The sequence below is a fragment of the Streptomyces olivaceoviridis genome (assembly GCF_014650115.1).
In the GTDB taxonomy this organism is placed as follows: Bacteria; Actinomycetota; Actinomycetes; order Streptomycetales; family Streptomycetaceae; genus Streptomyces; species Streptomyces olivaceoviridis.
The window spans coordinates 63423-80420 of the sequence record NZ_BMUI01000028.1 but is presented as its reverse complement, the minus strand read 5'-3'; the positions used below and the strand labels follow the sequence as shown (position 1 = coordinate 80420).

The 16998-nt window shown below is 70.6% G+C and carries 15 protein-coding genes and 2 pseudogenes; 7 read left to right on the top strand and 10 right to left on the bottom strand.

Going from position 1 to position 16998, the window contains the following annotated elements; translation table 11 throughout:
* Positions 1 to 525 precede the first annotated feature (525 nt).
* Both IE273_RS44095 and IE273_RS35430 read left to right on the top strand, forming a co-directional pair.
* Entirely contained in the window at positions 526 to 819 is a 294-nt protein-coding gene (locus tag IE273_RS44095) for a hypothetical protein (protein ID WP_229887863.1), read from the top strand.
* Positions 820 to 851: 32 nt separating this feature from the next.
* The gene (locus IE273_RS35430) at positions 852 to 1175 is read left to right on the top strand and encodes a hypothetical protein (protein ID WP_229887861.1); all 324 of its coding nucleotides are present in this window, start codon (positions 852 to 854) and stop codon (positions 1173 to 1175) included.
* Between the two features lie 3 nt (positions 1176 to 1178).
* On the opposite strand, the gene IE273_RS35425 is transcribed toward IE273_RS35430, so the two are convergent.
* The gene (locus IE273_RS35425) at positions 1179 to 1940 is read right to left on the bottom strand and encodes a polysaccharide deacetylase family protein (RefSeq protein WP_189819229.1); all 762 of its coding nucleotides are present in this window, start codon (positions 1938 to 1940) and stop codon (positions 1179 to 1181) included.
* A 244-nt stretch (positions 1941 to 2184) separates the two neighbouring features.
* Here IE273_RS35425 and IE273_RS44090 point away from each other — a divergent pair.
* Together IE273_RS44090 and IE273_RS35420 are read left to right on the top strand one after the other, a co-directional pair.
* Positions 2185 to 2334, top strand: a pseudogene (locus IE273_RS44090) (HNH endonuclease); the annotation flags it as partial.
* Positions 2335 to 2773: 439 nt separating this feature from the next.
* The gene (locus tag IE273_RS35420; RefSeq protein WP_189819254.1) at positions 2774 to 3328 is read left to right on the top strand and encodes a hypothetical protein; all 555 of its coding nucleotides are present in this window, start codon (positions 2774 to 2776) and stop codon (positions 3326 to 3328) included.
* A gap of 524 nt (positions 3329 to 3852) precedes the next feature.
* Here IE273_RS35420 and IE273_RS35415 read toward each other — a convergent pair.
* The 9 genes and pseudogenes from IE273_RS35415 to IE273_RS35375 form a co-directional block, all read right to left on the bottom strand.
* Positions 3853 to 4542 carry a restriction endonuclease gene (locus IE273_RS35415; RefSeq protein ID WP_229887860.1) on the bottom strand — a complete coding sequence of 230 codons (690 nt, stop codon included), beginning with the start codon at positions 4540 to 4542 and terminating at the stop codon, positions 3853 to 3855.
* Positions 4543 to 4618: 76 nt separating this feature from the next.
* Positions 4619 to 4828, bottom strand: a complete 210-nt coding sequence (locus tag IE273_RS35410; protein ID WP_189819228.1) for a hypothetical protein — start codon at positions 4826 to 4828, stop codon at positions 4619 to 4621.
* Between the two features lie 423 nt (positions 4829 to 5251).
* The gene (locus IE273_RS35405; protein ID WP_189819227.1) at positions 5252 to 6151 is read right to left on the bottom strand and encodes an aminoglycoside phosphotransferase family protein; all 900 of its coding nucleotides are present in this window, start codon (positions 6149 to 6151) and stop codon (positions 5252 to 5254) included.
* Positions 6152 to 6592: 441 nt separating this feature from the next.
* The gene (locus IE273_RS35400; protein WP_189819253.1) at positions 6593 to 6811 is read right to left on the bottom strand and encodes a hypothetical protein; all 219 of its coding nucleotides are present in this window, start codon (positions 6809 to 6811) and stop codon (positions 6593 to 6595) included.
* A 292-nt stretch (positions 6812 to 7103) separates the two neighbouring features.
* Positions 7104 to 7748: an AAA family ATPase gene (locus IE273_RS35395; protein ID WP_189819226.1), complete on the bottom strand. Its 645-nt coding sequence runs from the start codon at positions 7746 to 7748 to the stop codon at positions 7104 to 7106.
* A gap of 433 nt (positions 7749 to 8181) precedes the next feature.
* Positions 8182 to 8340, bottom strand: a pseudogene (locus IE273_RS35390) (alpha-L-fucosidase); the annotation flags it as partial.
* A 6-nt stretch (positions 8341 to 8346) separates the two neighbouring features.
* The gene (locus tag IE273_RS35385; RefSeq protein ID WP_189819225.1) at positions 8347 to 11391 is read right to left on the bottom strand and encodes an alpha-mannosidase; all 3045 of its coding nucleotides are present in this window, start codon (positions 11389 to 11391) and stop codon (positions 8347 to 8349) included.
* A 44-nt stretch (positions 11392 to 11435) separates the two neighbouring features.
* Complete coding sequence (locus IE273_RS35380) at positions 11436 to 12773, bottom strand: 6-phospho-beta-glucosidase (protein ID WP_189819224.1); 1338 nt, start codon at positions 12771 to 12773, stop codon at positions 11436 to 11438.
* Complete coding sequence (locus IE273_RS35375; RefSeq protein WP_189819223.1) at positions 12770 to 13540, bottom strand: DeoR/GlpR family DNA-binding transcription regulator; 771 nt, start codon at positions 13538 to 13540, stop codon at positions 12770 to 12772. Before IE273_RS35375 ends, IE273_RS35380 begins: the two co-directional genes overlap by 4 nt.
* 127 nt (positions 13541 to 13667) lie before the next feature.
* Here IE273_RS35375 and IE273_RS35370 point away from each other — a divergent pair, with 127 nt between their 5' ends.
* From IE273_RS35370 to IE273_RS35360, 3 genes are all read left to right on the top strand, one after another.
* Positions 13668 to 14690: a carbohydrate kinase family protein gene (locus IE273_RS35370; RefSeq protein WP_189819222.1), complete on the top strand. Its 1023-nt coding sequence runs from the start codon at positions 13668 to 13670 to the stop codon at positions 14688 to 14690.
* Between the two features lie 61 nt (positions 14691 to 14751).
* Positions 14752 to 16038 carry an ABC transporter substrate-binding protein gene (locus IE273_RS35365; protein ID WP_189819221.1) on the top strand — a complete coding sequence of 429 codons (1287 nt, stop codon included), beginning with the start codon at positions 14752 to 14754 and terminating at the stop codon, positions 16036 to 16038.
* Complete coding sequence (locus IE273_RS35360; protein WP_189819220.1) at positions 16038 to 16994, top strand: carbohydrate ABC transporter permease; 957 nt, start codon at positions 16038 to 16040, stop codon at positions 16992 to 16994. Before IE273_RS35365 ends, IE273_RS35360 begins: the two co-directional genes overlap by 1 nt.
* Positions 16995 to 16998: the final 4 nt, after the last annotated feature.

Genomic DNA, 16998 nt, shown 5'->3' with positions numbered 1-16998 from the left:
TGACCGTCCCCTCCCCTGGGGTCCGCACAGCAGAACCGCGTTCGGGCGGGTGCTCGATCGCGGAGACGCGTTCGCGACGGCCGCCGTAGATGCCGGATTCACTGCGGCAGAGCCCCTACCGTGATCACCGCGACCTGCGGCGGGCCGCTCCGGCCGCCGGGGCGAGGTGTACGCATTTACTGCGGCAGTGCCGGAAGGGTGGGGGCAGCGTGACCATCGAACCGGCGGCCGAACGCGGGAGCGGGGGCGCACTTCGGTTGCCGCACGCTCGGGTCGTGCCCCTGTCCGCCCCGCCGTCGTCGTACACCGCGGCGGTCGAGCGGTACCTCACCGGCGCGGGCATCGCGAAGTCCTCCGCCCGGATCCACCGGATCTCGTTGACGACCTGGGAGTGGATGCTCGCCGGCGCACCGGCGCCCACCGGACCCACCCGCCGAGGCGCGAAGCCGCCCGTCTTTCCCGTCACCGCGATCGACGACCCCGCGCTGCGTCGACGTCGCACTGCGGGAGAAGACGCAGTGGAAGATGCTCTACGAGTCCGCCGCCCGGGCCGACGAGGTGCTGTGCCTCAATGTGGAAGGCATCTACCCGCAGGACAAGCGCGGGAAGATCACCGCCAAGGGCGGCGCGACCGAGTGGATTCACTGGCAGTCCGGCACCGCCCAGCTCCTGCCCCGCCTCATCGCCCGCCGCGCCGAGGAGATCTTCGAGGGGGGGTCTGCCACTGGCCGACGCGAGCACCTCTGTCTGCCGTCACTGACGGTAATCGCGCCGTCGGGTGGCAAGGTACGAAAGAGGACCGCCAGCGCCGTGCGCTGAGGCTGAGCGGTGTCGGCTTCGGACTACTGACCGTGTCCCTGCTGGTGCAGTCCACCTGCATAATGGCTGGCGGCTTCCGACCCCACCACTCGCCACTGGGTATCGGCTGGACCGCCGTGACGGCCGCGGTGATGTCCGCGCTCGCCGCCGACGAGGCACGCACCGGCACCGCACGCACCGGTACCGCGTTGGACGACCCGCTGCTGAAAACGGAAGGCACCGAGTCACCCTGGTCGACGGCCTGCCGGCCGCCGCCGTGCTGCCCGGCCGCCGGGTACGTGCACGTCTACTACGCGCTGCGCGAGGTCAAGGAAATCTTCTTCGGGGATGGGGCTGTTCGTGGAAGTAACGCGTGAGGTTCAGGTTCTCGGACCGTGGTGGTAGAGCATGCCCGGATGTGTTCCACCGCTTGCGGCGAGCATCTGGGGAACGGTGACGAAGGCGAAGCCGCTGGAGGCCAGGCCGGTGAGGATGCGTGGTAGCGCTGTGAGGGTGCGTGCGTACCGGTCGTGCAGGGAGACGATGTCACCGGCACGCACGTGGTTGAGGAGACGCCGGTCGATGGTTCCGGGCGAGATGTGGCGCCAGTCCTGGGGGTCCAGGCTCCACATCACCACGGCCAGTCCGCTCTGTCCGGCCAGGGCCCTTGTTCGCGAGTCGTAGGCGCCGAATGGCGGCCTCAGCAGCGTCGGCCGGTGGCCGGTGACCGAGGCGATGTCATGGGCTGCCCGGTCGAGTTCGAACCGGACCCTCGCGGAGGAGACTGCTGTGAGATGTGGGTGAGTAACCGTGTGGTCGCCGATAGCGTCACCGTCGCGCTGTTCGCGCAGGACAGTGGTCGGATGTTGCAGAGCGTGAGGGCCGATCACGAAGAACGTTGCCGTTGCGTGATGTTTCTCCAGCAGCCGCAGAATCGAGGGGGTGTACTGAGTGGGGCCGTCGTCGAATGTCAGCGCCACGCACCGGAGGACGAAACAGTCCGGAGCGTGATCAGCGGGCGCGGAGGCGGCAGTCGGCGTGCCCGGCAGGGTGAGCAGGACCGCTGCCATGGTTGAGGAAATCAACCATGAACTGTGCCATGAGGCGGCACGTTTTAAGCGGTAAAGCCTACCCACCCGCATGCCTCAAGCGTATCTCCGTCCTCAACGTGTCGCGGGCGGTTTGAGAGTGTTCGGCGACAGGCGGGCGCGCAGTTCGACCGGTGGCGCGTTCCGGTTGTGCACGTGCACCCGCTCACCTCGACGGGACCCGGTTGCCGGCCGGTCCTCGCGTGCGGCAGTGCGGCCCGATCCACGCGGGCAGGATCGCAACGACAGCGACGCCGATCCGGGCCCTCCGTGAGGCCGCCATCGGTCTCTTGTCGCCCTGGTTCCACTCACCGAGGCCGGGGACTCCGACTCCTTCGCCTGGAGTACGAAGGAACGTGAGGCGTACGCCAACGACCTTGGCGACGAACGCGCCCTGATCGCGGTGTCGGCGGCCTCGAACCGGTCCAAAGCCGACCAGGACCCGTCCGCGTAGCTGCCGCCGGGCGAGGGTGGCCCGGTCGTAGTTCAGCAGGAGGCGAGGTATCTCCCACTCCCCCGCTGTCGGGCCCGGGTGCCGGGGCGCGGTCGGCGCGCCGGGGTCGGCCGGGGGGTGCCGGTCCGGGCCGGGCCGGGCACGGGTTGCCGGTCCGGGCCGGGCGCGGGGGTGGGTGGGCGGCGGGCGGGGAGGCCGGGCAGGGCCCCACCGGGCGGTGTAGAGGCGGTAGCCGGGCTCCAGACCGCGTGAGGTCCTCGGTTCGCTGATGTCCAGGCAGTGCGTGGCGATGGCGGTGGCCACGATCCGGTCGTCCAGGCCGGGGTCGCGGCGGTGGCCGCGCAGGACGTGGGCGAGGTGGCGGCGGGCGCGGGATTCGGCGAGCAGGTGCCTGCGGTGGAAGGGGGGCCGCCCTCGTTGAGCAGGTGCCGCGGTGGAAGCGGCATCCCTCGTTCATCACGAACACCGTCGCGGCGACGTCGACGGCCGCCGGGGCGACGTCGACCACGGCGGCGACCCGGGGCCGATCCGCCGCACCCACCGCCTGGCCCGCCGCCGCGCCACCATGGAACCCCGCCGGAAGCGCGCGGGGAGGGGTTCGAGGACGGGGGCGCGCCCGGCTGTCGGCGCCGGCTGGCAGCATGGCCGCATGACTGACGATCTTGACGGTGTACTGGCAGATCCCGTGCGGCTGCTGACCGCCGACCGTGCGGCGCTGCGCGACCACCTCTCCCACGCCGACCGGGCCCGTGGCGTCGGGGGCGAGGTCTTGTCGTCGGCTCGGCAGACGCTGTCGGGCTGGTCCACGGTGGTCGAGAACACGCGGGTGCGGGTGCCGTCGCTGCGGCTGCGGGTGACCAAGTCGTCGATCTGCGCGAGAGTGAAGGAGTTGGTCATGGGGTCCTCCGCAGTGGGACGACCTCGGTGCGGTGGTGCGGCATTGTCGGACGGGCGGCCTCGGGGGTCGCCAGCGGGGCGACGATTGTGACGGGCTGCCGGCAGTGGGGGCGGTTCCGGGTCGCGGTCGGCTCCAGCGGGTCACGGACGGCCGCGGGCTGCCGGGAGGCGGTGCGGACCGGTGGCGGCGGAGGGAGCGCGATCCGGGCCGGCAGCGCGGGTGGTGCCTGACCGAGGCGGCGGGCCCGTTCCTCGTCCAGGGCCCGGTCGCGGCGGTGCTCGGCTTCGCGGCGGCAGACGGCTGAGCAGTAGCGGGTACGGACCGTGGTCTTGGCCTGGAAGGGGTTCTCGCGGACCGGGCAGGTTCGGGTCTCCGTTCACCCTCGCCCTGATCGCTGTCGGTGCCGGACCAGGCCGCACCCGACGGCCCGCACTGACCGCGCTCCTCCTCGTGAGCGGCGTCGTCCTGCTGACGGCGCTGTCCTGGTCGTCCTGACGCCGGTCCAGTACAACGCCGACAGACTCACCACCTCCAGCGAGGTCGGTCGGCGCTGCTCAGGACCGAGGTACTCAGCCGGTCTCCCCGCCAGGCGGCCATGGTTCCCGGGGTGGCATTCAGGCAGAGGGGCGCCGTCCGGTGCCGCCGCCGCTTCCGTTCAACGGGAGCAGGGTCTCCAGACGAGCACCCTTGACCCAGGAGCCCAGCAGGTCGCGGTGCAGGGCCACGATGTCCTGGCGCAGCGCCAGGCCCAGCGCGGCCTTCGTGAACGTGCGGCAGGTGGTGACGAACAGGGCGACGTCGGCGCCGTGTTCGGGGCGGGCGGTGCCGACGAACTTCTGCATGTCCTGCGAGGACACACTGCGGTGCGGCGCGTACTTCTTGCACTGGACGACCAGCTTGCGGCCGTCGGCCAGGTAGCCGACGACATCCGCGCCCAGATCGCCGCTCTTGCCGCTGACGACGACTCTCGTGCAGCCGTCGCGCCGGCACAGATCGGCTACGTACGCCTCGAACTCCTGCCACGACAACGCGTCGACCTCGGCCATCGACAGCTCCCGCGCCTTGGCCTCCTCCTGTGCCCGCCACTCGCGGTCCTGGCCGACCGCACGTCGGTGCGCCCGCAGCAGCGCCCAGCCGCCCCCGCCCACCACGGCCACGGCAAGCACGGCCACCAGGACGGGCCACACCACCGACCAGTGCCCGGCCATCCACACCGCGGCGACCGCCGCCCCCACCGCACACCAGCCCTGCAACTGCCTGCGCGTCCGCTTCTTCAAGCGCCGGCGCCGTCGACGTGCTGCCATCACTCCCCCGCTTCCCAGACCCGTGGCCCGCAGTGGGCGCCGTCGGGCGCTGTCGGATCTTGGCATGTACGGGGGCTCATCGGCTGGCCTGGGTGACGCCGCTCGCGAGCTGCTCCAGAAAGTTCAGGATTCCCTGGCCTGCCGGGGTGGGTGCAATCAGCACGCCCAGCGCCAGGACGATGACGACGGTCAGCTTCTCGTCGTTCCGGCTGCGGGCCTCCGTACGCCGCCGCAGCCGGAAGAACACGATGACTGCGAGCAGCACCGCCACGTTGATGGTCAGCAACCGTCCAGACCTCCCTCACCGACCGGCCACCACTGCACCGGGACGGCAGAACGCCACCCCAGCCTTCTTGTGTAGCCGGGCGTCGGTGATGTGGGAGGCGGGTCGCCCGCGAATGGCACAAAGGCATCGGACCTGGCCGAATACCGCGCGGCCTGCTACCAGTCCAAGATGCGCGCGGTCACGTACAGGTCTGCGGGGGCACCGCCGTGTTTCCCCGGTGCGCCGAGTTGGTGGCGCACGCCGAGCAGGTGCCCGAAGTCGAGAAACGACGTCGTCAAGAAGTCGCCTGGCTCAAAGGCGCCCTCAAGGAATTCCGAGCGTCGTCCCGCGCCACCCTGAGGCCCGCTGACTCACCACCTCGCGCAGCCGCCCCGGCCCCACCAGTGGCCGGGGGCATCCTGCGTTGGTCGATCGATGCCGACGTCAGAGGCCCGTCAGGACGCGCTCAAGCGCCGACCGGCCTGCGGGCCCCCAGTTCGGCTTGCCGCCCGGCAGGCCGCGGTCGCCGTTCTGGCCCATCAACATCAGGAACAGGCTCTTCATCGCGGCCAGCCCACGCGCCCGTCGGACCGCCGCCTCGTCCGTCTGCGCATAGCTGTCGAAGAACCGCGAGGCGCCGCCCTCGGGGAGCAGCACCCAGGCGGCGGCAAGGTCCCAGGCCGGATCGCCGGCGAAGACATCGCCGAAGTCGACGACGCCTGCCAGTGTCCCCTCCGCGACGACGACGTTCGCGGGATGCAGGTCACCGTGAACCCACACTCGCGGGCCCTCCCACCCGGGAGCCGCGACCGCGTCGTCCCACACGGCCCGGATGTCGTCCTCGGCGAAGTGGCCGAGGTCCACGGCCCGCAGGAAGCGCTCGAAGCCCTCCGTGCACTCCTTGGGGTGGCCGCCGCGGTCCGAGGCGTCCGGTGCTTCGGCGGGCGCCTCCACATGCAGTGCCTTGAGGAAGGCCGCAAGGTTGTCGGCCGCATGGTCGCTGCGGGTGATCGAGCCGTGGTCCAGCGGCGTGCCCTCGACCCATGTCATGACGGTCCAGATCTTGGGGAAGCGCTCGGACGGCGCACCGTCCCGTACGGGGACCGGGATCGGCAGCGGCAGGCGCGAGGCCAGGGTCGGCAGCCACCGGCGCTCCTTGAGCTGGAGATCCGGGTTGGTGTCCATCCGCTGCATCCGGACCGCCAACTCGTCCCCGAGGCGCCACATCTGGTTGCCCCAGCCGCCCGCCACCTCGCGGATGGGCAGCGCGGCCAAGTCCGGATGCTGGTCCCGCAACAGGTCGCGGACCAGATCCTCGCTGATCTCGATCTCGGATTCGATCATGCGCGGTCACACTACTTGGCGCACGCGGAGGCGACCACGTTGTGACACGAACCCGGTCGCCGGGACCGCTGCGGCCAAGGACTTGTGGCGCGCCTGCCGGCTGTGCTGTTGCTACCTGGACGCCTCGGAGGGCATCAACAACCACGTGAACCGGTATCACAAGGGTCGATTGGCCAGTGCCGTCAACACCATCGTGCGGTCCATGGCGGATGTGACGACCGAGATGAACGGCTCCCGGCCGTCAGTCGAGACAGGTCACAGACGTCGTCCCAGGCAACGGCGTCTCCCGTGGCAGCCCTCCCGGAACTGCGTGACGACGCCGACGCACAACTGCGGACAAGCACGGACGCCCGCGGATCGTCGCCGCAGGTCAGAGCAGGGCAGGTCCAGGTTGAGCGCCAGGCCGACTCGTCTTCCGCGTACCGGGGCCGCTTCAACCCGTCAATGCTTCGCCGAGAAGGACGCCCAGGAGCCGGTGAAGGTGGCATCGACCTTGTCGTCGGTGTCCTGAGCCGAGGGCGTGCCGTCCGCAGCGCCGCCGGTCGGCGTGGACACCGGTGACGCGGACGGCCTCGCGTTCCCCGGTTCCGCGCCGTCGCATCCGCTCAGGGCGAGGACCGCCGCCACGACCACCGCGGCCTGGTGCACCTGTTTGATCACGTCAGCCCTTCGAAGGAGCGGCCGGAACCGGCGACCGACGTTCACACCGGTCGGCGCGCGCCGAGATTATCAACGCCGTTGGAGCAGCAGGGCATTGCGTCAGTGCACGCGGGCTCTGTCTCTGGTGCCCGGGGCGGAGTCGCACGCCCGTCCGGCCCTCCTCCGCCGGTCGCGGCTGGGCTGCTTGCCCGACCCGCGGCCTCGGTCGAGGCGAGTCAGCGTCGGCCTGCCGCACAGCCGGCGCGGCGGGCCTTCTCCGAACCGAAGCTCGCAGGGGGTTGGGCCGCCGACGTCAGAGTCCGAACGCGGTGGTCACCTGCTCCGTGAGATCGTCTTCCGTCATCGTGGTGTTGACGTGGATGGTGTGCAGGTGGAGACGCTCGGTTTCCTCCGCGAGGCGCCTGGTGAACATGTGGTCACGTTCCGCGGTGTTGCGGCCGGCCTTCGCGGGATCGCTGGTCTTCCAAACGAACCCTTCCCCTGGTAGCGACCGGCTCTGGATGGCGGCCTGGCGGAACTCGGGTGTGGGAAGCAGCCAGACGGCGTGCTCAGGAACAGCAAGCAGGGGTTTCACGAGGTGCGGCAGCAGCCGGAATCCCTCGACGATGACGCATGGCTCCTGCGGCAGGCGAAGGAGATCTTCAATGATCAGGCCGAAGCCCTCGCCTTGATACCAGTGGAAGGTCTCAAGCATGACCTGCGGAGTCCGGTTCACCCATCGCTCGTCCATGTCCATGGCGATGAACTCGTGCAGGTGGGGGGCCTGTTCGGGGGTGGTCCGCCCAGCGTGATCAGGCATCACGTCGTCGGTCGCGTAGAGACGCCACCCGTGGCGATCGGCGAGTCGGCGGGCGATGGTCGACTTGCCCGCACCGCTCCCGCCACCGATCCAGAAGACGTTCCGCAGCCGTGCCGGAAGCTCTGCCGCGTCGGCCATCTCTTCGTACTGTCCGGGCTGCATCCTTCTCCCATCCGATCGAGCTGGGCCGGCTTCTCCTCGGCGCCGGCCGGGCTGATCTCCAAGCCCTCGACCTCGCCGATCCAGCCCGCGTGCCGAGCTTCGGCGATCCGATCAAGCAGGTTGTCGCGGATCCCGACCAGACTGGCTGGCCCTGACTCAGGCCCTCCGGTGCGGGAAGCGTCGGGACCCGTCCTCCCAGTTCCCAACAGGGAGGACGGGTCCCGACGCTCACCACTTCGCTCTCTTCGGCAGTCGGAGGGCCGGGCGCCCGAGCGGCGCAGCCCTTCGACTTCCCACTGTACGCAGGCTGGGTACAGGACGGGGCTGTTCGCCCCGCCGCTGCCCGCGGAGCCGCCCGAGGCCACGAGGGTCCCGTGCGTCGTCGTCCGGAAGGCAGGCATCTCCGGGGTCAGAACCGGCCGGACCCCCGGTACAGCTTCAGTTCGCCGTCCAGTTCGACGGCGAGGACGGTGGCGTGCGGGTCGAGGTCGGACTCAGCCGGCGGGTCGATCCACAGCACCCCGACCGCCTCGTGGAGTCCGCCGATCACCCGGTGGCGGAGTTCGGTCATCGGTCAGCTCCTGCGCAGGCGGAGGGTGAGGATCTGGAAGGGGCGCAGCTCGACGGGCACGGTGTCGCCGTCGGTGGCGGCGTCCTCCAGGGGGCGCTCAAGCAGGTCGGTGACCTGGGCGGCGGCGAGGGGGAAGCCGGTGCGCAGGAGGCCCTGGGCGCGCCCGCCGCGGGACTCGTAGAGGCGGACCACGACATCGCCGGAGGAGTCGTCGGCGAGCTTGACCGCCTCGACGGTCACTCCCTCGCCGTCCACCGAGACCACGGGCTGCGGCTCGCCCGCCGCCTCGGCGACCCGCAGCGGCAGGTTGAGGGCGTAGCCCTCGGCGACCGCGTCCGCGATGCTCGCGCCGGGCAGGAGGGAGTAGGTCAGGCGGTGCCGGCCCTGGTCGGCCCCGGGGTCCGGGATGCGCGGGGCGCGGACCAGGGAGAGGCGGACCGTGGTGGTCGTACCGCCGTCCTCGCGGACCGTGCGGGAGACGTCGTGGCCGTACGTCGAGTCGTTGATGACGGCGACGCCGTAGCCGGGCTCCGCGATGTGCAGCCAGCGGTGGCCGGAGACCTCGAAGCGGGCCGCCTCCCAGCTGGTGTTGGTGTGGGTGGGCCGTTGGACGTGGCCGAACTGGATCTCGGCGGAGGAGTGCGGGGCGCGGATGTCCACCGGGAAGCCGGCCTTGAGGAACTTCTCGGCCTCGTGCCAGTCGATGTCCGTCTCGAAGTCGATCCGGGGGCTGCCGGCCCGGAGCGTGATCGTCTGGGTGACCGTCGAGCCGTTGCCGAAGGAGCGGCTGACCCGGATCGCGCCAAGGAGCGGGTCCTGCTCGACGACCGTGATCTCCGAGGGGTCCAGCAGGTCCGTGTAGCGGTTCCTGTAGTGCTTGTCGACGTCCCAGGCGTCCCAGTAGTTCGGGAGGTCGGTGTGCAGGCGCAGGAGGTTGCCCTGGCCGGCGAGGACCTCGCGGTTCGCCCGCAGGTCGTACACGGAGGACAGGGTGCCGTCGTCCGCGATCCGTACGCGCACCAGGCCGTTGTCGATGACCCGGCCGTCGACCGTCACCAGCTGCGGAGTCCTGGCGCCGCCGGTCAGGGGCGCGCTGCCGCCCGCCGGGACCTCGACGTACACCGGCGCACCCGCGCCGTCGCGGACGACCTCGGCGCGGGCGTAGGGGCTGGTGTTGAAGACCCGGGCGGTGCCGGTGCCCGGCGCGGCGATCGCCTCGGCGGTCAGCGCCTCCAGTTCCTCGGCGACACGCGCGTATTCGGCCTCGGCCTCGCGGTGCACCCAGGCGATCGAGGAGCCCGGCAGGATGTCGTGGAACTGGTGGAGCAGGACGGTCTTCCAGAGCCGGTCGAGCTGCTCGTGCGGGTACCGGTAGCCGGGCGCGTGCAGGGCGGCCGTCGTGGCCCACAACTCGGCCTCGCGCAACTTGTGTTCGCTGCGCCGGTTGCCCTGCTTGGTGCGGGCCTGGGAGGTGTAGGTGGCGCGGTGCAGCTCCAGGTAGAGTTCGCCGACCCAGACCGGCGCGTCCTCGTACTCGGCACGGGCCTTGGCGAAGAAGGCGTCCGGGTGCTCGATCTCGACCCGCGGGGAGCCCTCCAGGTTCCTCAGGCGCCGGGCCCGCTCCATGATCTCGCGGGTGGGCCCGCCACCGCCGTCGCCCCAGCCGAACGGGGCCAGCGACCGGGTCGCGGCGCCCTTCTCGGCGTAGTTGCGGACCGCGCGGGACATCTCCTCGCCGCTGAAGCAGGCGTTGTAGGTGTCGACCGGCGGGAAGTGGGTGAAGATGCGGGTGCCGTCGATGCCCTCCCACCAGAAGGTGTGGTGGGGGAACTTGTTGGTCTGGTTCCAGGAGATCTTCTGGGTGAGGAACCACTCGTTGCCGGCCAGCTTGGCGAGCTGCGGGTAGGCCGCGTTGTAGCCGAAGGAGTCGGGCAGCCAGACGCCCTTGGTCTCCACGCCGAAGTGCTCGATGAAGAACCGCTTGCCGTGCACGAACTGGCGGGCGACGGCCTCGCCGCCGGGCAGGTTGCCGTCGGCCTCCACCCACATGCCGCCGACCGGCGCCCACTGGCCCTTCTTGACCGACTCCTGGATGCGGGCCCACACGCGCGGGTAGTTGTCGCGCACCCACTCGTACTGCTGGGCCTGTGAGCAGGCGAAGACGAACTCCTCGTACTCGTCCGCCAGCGAGGTCACGTTGGAGAAGGTCCGGGAGGTCTTGCGCTTGGTCTCGCGGATCGGCCACAGCCAGGCCGAGTCGATGTGTGCGTGGCCCACGCCGGAGACGCGGTGGGCGCTCGCGTGCGCCGGCTTCGACAGCACCGGCTTCAGGGCCTCGCGGACGGCGGGCGCCGAGCCGGAGACGTCGTCCAGGTCGAGCAGGTCCATCGCGTGGTCGAGGGCGTGGGTGATCTCGTGCCGGCGCGGGTCGTGCTCGCCCAGCTCCAGCATCAGCTCTCGGAGCACCAGCAGGTCCAGGTCGAGGTGCCAGACCTCTTCGTCGAGGACGGCGATGTCGGCGCGCTTGAAGGTGTACAGCGGCTCGTCGCCGGCCGTCAGGACGTCGCCGAGCGGGGTCGGGGCCGCGAAGTCGCCCGCGAGGATGTCGGGGTTGGAGGCGGCTTCGAGCAGGTAGTCGATGACCTCGCCGCCGGTCGCCGGGTTGGCGATCGGCACGTACTGGTTGAGCGGGTTGACCGCCTTCAGGGGGGTCCCGTCGGTGAGGTGGACCAGGGCCTCGGCCTGGTTGCCGGGCCAGTCGCCCACGAAGCCGAGGTCGATGACGGCCTCGACGCGGCGACCCGCGAACTCGGCGGGCACCCGGCCGTGCAGCCGGAACCAGGTGGTGCCCCAGGGCGGGCCCCACGGGGTGTTCAGGGCGAACGGTTCGTACGGGGCGGCGGCGGCTTCCTCGAAGGGCACCGGCTCCCCGGGGGCCTGCCAGGCCGCCACCTCGAAGGGGACGGTGGCCGCGTGGATCGCGGGCTTGATGCGCTGGTTGTGGAGGCGCTCTACGCGCTCCTCGATCCGGCGGCGTTCGTCGTGCATGGAGGTCTCCAGAAGAGGGCTGGAAGCGCTTGCTGGACGGCCGGCTAGCTGAGGTAGGCCAGGCCGGGATGGACCGCGGTGTAGCCTTCGACCAGCCGGCGGGCGACGTTGACCGAGTCGACCAGTGGGTGCAGCGCGAACGCCTTCACGGCCGTCGCGCGGGAGCCGGACTCGGCGGCCACGAGCACCTCGCGCTCGACGGCCTTCACCGCGCAGACCAGCCCGGTGGCGTGGTCGGGCAGCGGGTCGACGGCGACCGGGTGGGCGCCGTTGGCGTCGACGAGGCAGGGCACCTCGATGACGGCCTCACCGTCGAGCACCGACAGGGTGGAGCGGTTGCGGACGTTGAGGATCAGGGTGGTGCGCTCGTCGCGGGCGATGGCGCGCATCAGGGCGAGGGCGACCTTCTCGTAGCCGCCGGAGAGGTCGTCGGCGTCGCGTTCGCCGGCGCCCGCGGTCTCGCGGTTCTCGGCCATGTAGGTGGCCTCGCGCTCGGCGCGGGTGCGGTTCCAGACGTCCAGGGCCTTCCTGCCCGGGTCCCTGACCTGCTGGTAGAAGTGCGCCTGCTGGTCGCGCAGGAAGGCGCCTCGGGTCCTCTCGGCCTGCTGGTAGGCGCGGACGGCCTCGCGGTTGAAGTAGTAGTAGTGCAGGTATTCGTTGGGGATCGCGCCGAGGGACCGCAGCCAGTCGGCGCCGAAGAGCTTGCCCTCCTCGAAGGAGCCGAGCAGGCCGGGGTCGGCGAGCAGGCGCGGGAGTTCGTCCCGGCCCGCGATGCGCAGGCCGCGTACCCAGCCGAGGTGGTTGAGGCCGACGTAGTCGATCCAGGCCTCCCGCGGATCGGCACCGAGGACCCGGGCGATGCGGCGGCCGAGGCCGACCGGGGAGTCGCAGATGCCGATGACGCGGTCGCCGAGGTGGCGGGACATGGCCTCGGTGACCAGTCCGGCGGGGTTGGTGAAGTTGATGACCCAGGCGTCGGGGGCGACGCGGGCCACCCGCTGGGCGATGTCGACGGCGACGGGGACCGTCCGCAGACCGTAGGCGATACCGCCCGCGCCGACCGTCTCCTGGCCGAGGACGCCCTCGTCCAGCGCGACCCGCTCGTCGTTCGCGCGGCCCTCCAGGCCGCCGACGCGGATGGCGGAGAAGACGAAGTCGGCACCGCGCAGGGCCTCGTCCAGGGACGTGCTGACGGTCACGGTCGGGGCGTCGTCCACGGTCGACGCCTGTTCGGCCAGCACACGGGCGACCGCCCGCAGTCGGCCGTCGTCGAGATCGTGCAGGACGACCTCGGTCACCCGCCCTTCGCCGCGGTCCGTCAGCAGTGCCCCGTACACCAGCGGCACCCGGAATCCGCCGCCGCCCAGGATCGTCAGTTTCACGTCCGTACCCTTCCTGCTCCTGCCATGACCACCTCGACACCGGCCTCCTCCAGGGAGGACCGGGTCGCCGGGTCGATGGGAGCGTTGGTCACCACCATGTCCAGGTGCTCGGGATCGCATACCTTCGCCATGCCCGTACCCGGGAACTTGGCCGCGTCGGCGAGCAGCACGACCTTGTCGCTCGCGTTGATCATGGCCCGCTTGACCGGCACCTCCACGACCGTCGTGTCCATCACCTGTCCGCCCGGACGGACCCCGCTGGTGCCCAGGAACAGCCAGTCGGCGTGCAGCTGGCGCAGGTTGTCCTCGGTGAGGAAGCCGACCAGGGACCGGTACTCGCGCCGGACCATGCCGCCGAGCAGCACCAGTTCGATGCCCTCGTCGTCGGCGAGCTCCTCGTAGACCACCAGGTTGCTGGTGATGACCGTGAGGCGGCGGCCGTGCAAGTGGCGGGCCAGCCGGTAGGCGGTGGTGCCGATGTCGAGCAGCACCGTCTGGCCGTCGGCGACCATGGCCGCGGCACGCTCCGCTATGACGTCCTTCTCGGTCACGCGCACCTCGGCGACCTCGGCGAAGGGCTGGTCGCCCTCCTCCACGACCGCGCCGCCGTGCACCCGCGTGAGCAGCCCGTCCTCCTCCAGCTTGACCAGGTCGCGCCGGATCGTCGCGGGGCTCACGCCCAGCTGCTCGGAGAGATCGGTCACGGCGGCGGGACCACCCGAGCGCAGGGCCCGCAGGATGAGTTGATGTCGTCGTTCTGCCAGCACGCCGTGAACAGTACTCTTCATCTTCAATCAAATCCATGCTCACTTCTGCTCGACTATTGACCAATCTCGGCGAGCGGCGCACGATTCCCGTCATCGAAATTGACGGGTTCTGACGAGAGGGTGGCGTGTGGACGACGACAGGCCCGATGTGCTGCTGACCGGGCTGCTCTTCTACGACCTCGTCCTCACGGGGCTCGCGAAGCCGCCGACACCGGGCGAGGAGATCTGGACGGCCGGCATGGGCTGCGGCCCCGGCGGGATCGCGAACCTCGCGGTGGCCGCGTCCCGGTTCGGTCTGCGCACCTCGCTGGCCACGGTCTTCGGCGACGACTTCTACGGCGCGCACTGCCGGGACGTCCTGCGCGACCAGGAGGACGTCGACCTCTCGCTCTCCCGCACCGCGGACGGCTGGCCCACCCCGGTCACCGTCTCCCTCGCACACGGCGGCGACCGCGCCCTCGTCACCCACGGCCAGGAGCCGCCGTACTCGCAGGACGCCCTGATGGGCGACCCGCCCGAGGCACGCACCGCCCTGGTGCACCTTGAGGCCGAGCCCCGCGAGTGGATCGCGAAGGCCGCCGCGAACGGCACCCGCGTCTACGCGGACGTCGGCTGGGACCCCACCCAGCAGTGGTCCCGCGACCTCCTCGACCAGCTCGCGCTGTGCCACGCCTTCCTCCCCAACGAGCAGGAGGCCATGGCGTACACCCGCACCGACTCCGCTGCCGCCGCGCTGCGCGCCCTCGCGGAGCTGGTCCCGGTGGCGGTGGTGACGCGCGGCGGTCACGGCGCGGTGGCCGTCGACCAGACGACCGGCGAGTACGCGGAGGCCCCGGCCCTCGACGTGGACGTCCTCGACGCGACGGGCGCCGGGGACGTCTTCGGGGCGAGCTTCGTCGCCGCCTCGCTGGGCGGCTGGCCGCTGGCGGAGCGGCTGCGGTTCGCCGTCCTCGCCGCCGGACTGTCCGTCCAGCACCACGGCGGCGCACTCGCCGCACCCGGCTGGTACGGCGTCGACCGCTGGTGGCGCCGCGCGCTCACCGACCCCGGCCTGAGGCGCGCCTACGGCTTCCTCGCGGACCGGCTGCCGGCCGACCCCGGACCACCGGTGCGGTACGCGCCCGTCACTCCCCCCGCACCGCAGCGCTGACTCCACCCCCACCCCCACGCTCATGCGAAGTCACGAAAAGATCCGAAAGGCGGTGGGAGCTGTGCGGCTCTCACGTAGAGGCCTGCTGCGCGCGGGCCTGGCCGGCACGGCCGCCACGGCGCTCGGCGGCCTGGCGTCCGGCTGTGCCGTCCCGACCGGTTCCACCGGCCGGAACATGGTCCTGTGGTACTGGGACGGCGGGCTCGGCGACACGGTCGTCCGGAAGGCGAAGGCCCGGTATGAAGCGCACGTCGACCTGCAGGCCATCAAGATCGGCGGCTACTACCGGTCGAAGCTGCTCACCACCATGACCGGCCGCGCCCACATTCCCGACATCGCGGGCCTCAAGGGCGAGGACATGGCGTCCTACCTGCCCGACGCCGACCAGTTCGTCGACCTCAGGACCTTGGGCGCCGACACGTACAAGAGCCGGTACCTGCCGTGGAAGTGGGAGCAGGGTCTCGCCGACGACGGCACGATGGTCGGGTTCCCGATCGACTGCGGGCCGGTCGCGCACTTGTACCAGTACAGCGTCTTCCAGAAGGCGGGGCTGCCCTACGAACCCGACGACGTCTCCCGGGAGCTGAACACCTGGGAGAAGTTCTTCGCGGCCGGCGAGCAGCTGAGGAGGCGGATCCCGGGGACCTGCCTGCTCACCGACATCACGTCCGTCTTCACCAACGTCGTGCAGCAAGGCAGCAAGCGGTACGTCGACAAGGACCGGCACTTCATCGGCGACCAGGCACATGTACGCGACGCCTGGGCGCTGGCCGTGGAGGCCAAGCAGCGGAGGATCGTGTCCGACCTGGTCACCGGCACACCGGACCAGCTGTCGGCCGTGCAGGACGGCAAGCTGCCCAGCCAGCTCGGCGCCTCGTGGGCGACGTACGACCTCAAGAGCGGGGTGCCGAAGACCAAGGGCAAGTGGCGCGTGGCGCAGATGCCGGTCCGGCCCTCCAACAACGGCGGATCGTTCCTGTCGATCACCAAGGCGTGCCGGGAGCCCGAGCAGGCGTTCCGGATCATCACCTGGATCCTGAACGCCGCCAACCAGGCCCAGGGGTACGTCGATGCGGGTCTGTTCCCCTCCACGCCCGCCACGTACGACATGAGGCAACTGCGGGAGCCGGACCCCTTCTTCGGCGGTCAGGTCACCACCGACGTCTTCGGCCCCGCCGCGCAGAAGATCGTGGTCGCCTACAACAGCCCGTACGACGTGGCGCTCTCGCAGCCCATCCTCGACGAGATCAAGAACGTCGGCGTCCTCGGCAAGGACCCGGAGAAGGCCTGGAGTGACGCCATGGGCAAGTGCCGCCGGATCGCCAAGCACCTGGGGGTGAGCTACTGATGGCCACCGCACTCGAGAAGCCCGCGCCGACCGTGGAGAGCCTCCCGGCCGGCCGCCCCCGCACGGGTCTGCGCAGGTACTGGCACCTCTACGCCGCGATCTCCCCCTTCTACCTCCTCTTCCTCTGTTTCGGCCTGATCCCGGTCGGCTTCTCGCTCTACGTCTCCCTTCACCGCTGGGACGGCCTCGGCTCGATGGAGTGGGCGGGCCTGTCGCAGTACCGGTACCTGCTGAGCGACAGCGACTTCTGGCAGTCGGTCGGGAACACCATCGTCATCTGGGCGCTGGCCACCTTCCCCATGATCTTCCTGGCGATGGTGACGGCCGTGATGCTCAACTCGGCGGTCCGCTTCAAGAACGTCTACCGCTTCGCCTACTTCCTGCCGAACGTCACCTCGGTGGTGGCCGTCGCGATCGTCTTCGGCTCGGTCTTCTCCACCAACTTCGGCCTGGTGAACGCCCTCTTGCAGGCGGTCGGCCTCGATCAGGTGGCGTGGCTGAACACGCCGTGGGGCATCAAGATCGCCATCGCCACGCTGATGACCTGGCAGTGGACCGGCTACAACGCGATCATCTTCCTGGCCGGCCTCCAGACCATCCCGAGCGAGCTGTACGAGGCGGCCCGCATGGACGGCGCCGGTCCCGTGCAGACCTTCTTCCGGATCACGCTGCCGATGCTGCGGCCGGTGCTGCTGTTCGTGCTCGTCGTGTCCACGGTGACCGGCCTCCAGAGCTTCTCCGAACCGCAGGTGCTGCTCCAGAACACCGCCAACGAGTCCACGTTCTCCGGCGGTCCCGGCCACGCGGGCCGCACGATGGTCCTCTACTTCTTCCAGCAGACCTTCGACAACAACGACTTCGGCTACGGAGCCGCCGTGGCGTGGGGCGTCTTCCTCGTCGTCATCCTCTTCTCGATCATCAACTGGCGCCTGGTGCAGCGCCGGGGCGAAGACTAGGAAG